At 37.1% G+C, this 1,357-nt stretch carries 2 protein-coding genes; both read right to left on the bottom strand.

The genetic code is table 11. The features are described 5' to 3' along the window. Nucleotides 1-13: 13 nt before the first annotated feature. On the bottom strand, nucleotides 14-427 hold the full coding sequence (locus tag KCG35_RS25330; RefSeq protein ID WP_215822629.1) for a DUF4279 domain-containing protein: 414 nt from the start codon (nucleotides 425-427) through the stop codon (nucleotides 14-16). An 82-nt stretch (nucleotides 428-509) separates the two neighbouring features. After that, nucleotides 510-746 (bottom strand): hypothetical protein, encoded by a 237-nt coding sequence (locus KCG35_RS25325; RefSeq protein ID WP_215822628.1) that lies wholly within the window; start codon nucleotides 744-746, stop codon nucleotides 510-512. Nucleotides 747-1,357: the final 611 nt, after the last annotated feature.

The raw sequence follows: 1,357 nt of genomic DNA, 5'->3' as shown, positions 1-1,357 counted from the left end.
ATTAGGCATTGAGTTACTCCGCCCCATCGTAAATATCAAGTGCTAGCATAATGCCTCGACTGCCAAGCTCTACTAATGTCTTGGATGATATATCCATGCCCTCATTGCTCTTTTCCATGAATATTCCACAAAACAAATCAATACTGTATTTACTTGCTAGCTCATTCCAAAGTATCAGATCACTAGGCAATTGACTCAGTATTTCTGAAACCTGTCCATCAATATCTTCCGGCTCACATTCCGTTGCCACCAAAGACCAGTGCCCACTTTTTCGTTCGTACTGTTTTCCTGTCCTTTTATTGACTCTAACATCTCCTTTTGAATACATGGTTGTACCCTCACACCCTAAAAGAGCTGATATCTCTTTGGGGTTAAGAGAGTCACCTATTAATCGCAAAGATGCTTTCGATCTACTTGCTTGTGCCATTTCTTCTGATGCCTAACGCCCGCAGTTACAGACGATTTGTAGCGACAAAGGAATGGAAAGGCGTTCCGACAACCTTCGCTTGTTATGCATTGCCATTGAACTCATTTAGAGCCTCTTTTGCACGGTTTGCAACTTGTTTGTTATTTGAGCCAATCATTTGCAGAATTAACTCCTTTTCTTGCGCGGAGCCAACGTAACCAAGAATACAAGCAAGATGTTCCTGTCTATTTATAGGCCAGCTATTCCATTTATCTACGATAATTGGAATAAGCTTATCATGCTCTCCCTCAAAAATTTCACCAGCGTATTCAATATACACATTCCCCCAAACCCATCATCCGGTGAATCAAGTAAATCTATGAGCTTATCGAATGATTTCATATTGGTGCATAACTACTAATGAACGTCACTCTGACGTAATACATTACGTCGCATTGACGTATAACACTCTAATTAATTTTAACTGGCTCTCACTATTTGAGCCAGATCCATATAATGAAAATAAGTATATATAATTGATAATAATGGATATTTTTATTTTCTGAAGGAGTAGAGTAACGTAGTATATCACGTCACTCTGAAGCCCTCATGGTGATGCAATTAGTTATGGTCTATATAAAAACTATCCAAATTAATCAGAGTCAACTTATTAACTAGTCATGATCATAGAAGATTTTAATCTCTACCTTCGCTTTTGGCATCCATCAATTGATCCAAGTGAAATATGTTACCAGTTCCATATGAACACAGAGACTAAATGGAAAGCTTGAGAACAAATAAAAACTCCAAAGGGGAGAGTGCTAAATGGTATTCGTCAGTTCTCTTATTGTTCTTTTAAATTTAAAAACACAGCGTATAAAACACTAACAGAGCTAATTGAGTACACAAATGGTTATTTAATGCGTTATAAAGACTTCTTAAATAGTTTTA

It is taken from the genome of Zooshikella harenae (genome assembly GCF_018837975.1).
Classification (GTDB): domain Bacteria; phylum Pseudomonadota; class Gammaproteobacteria; order Pseudomonadales; family Zooshikellaceae; genus Zooshikella; species Zooshikella harenae.
Note: the sequence above shows the minus strand (reverse complement) of the source record. Positions and strands in the feature narration are given on the sequence as shown.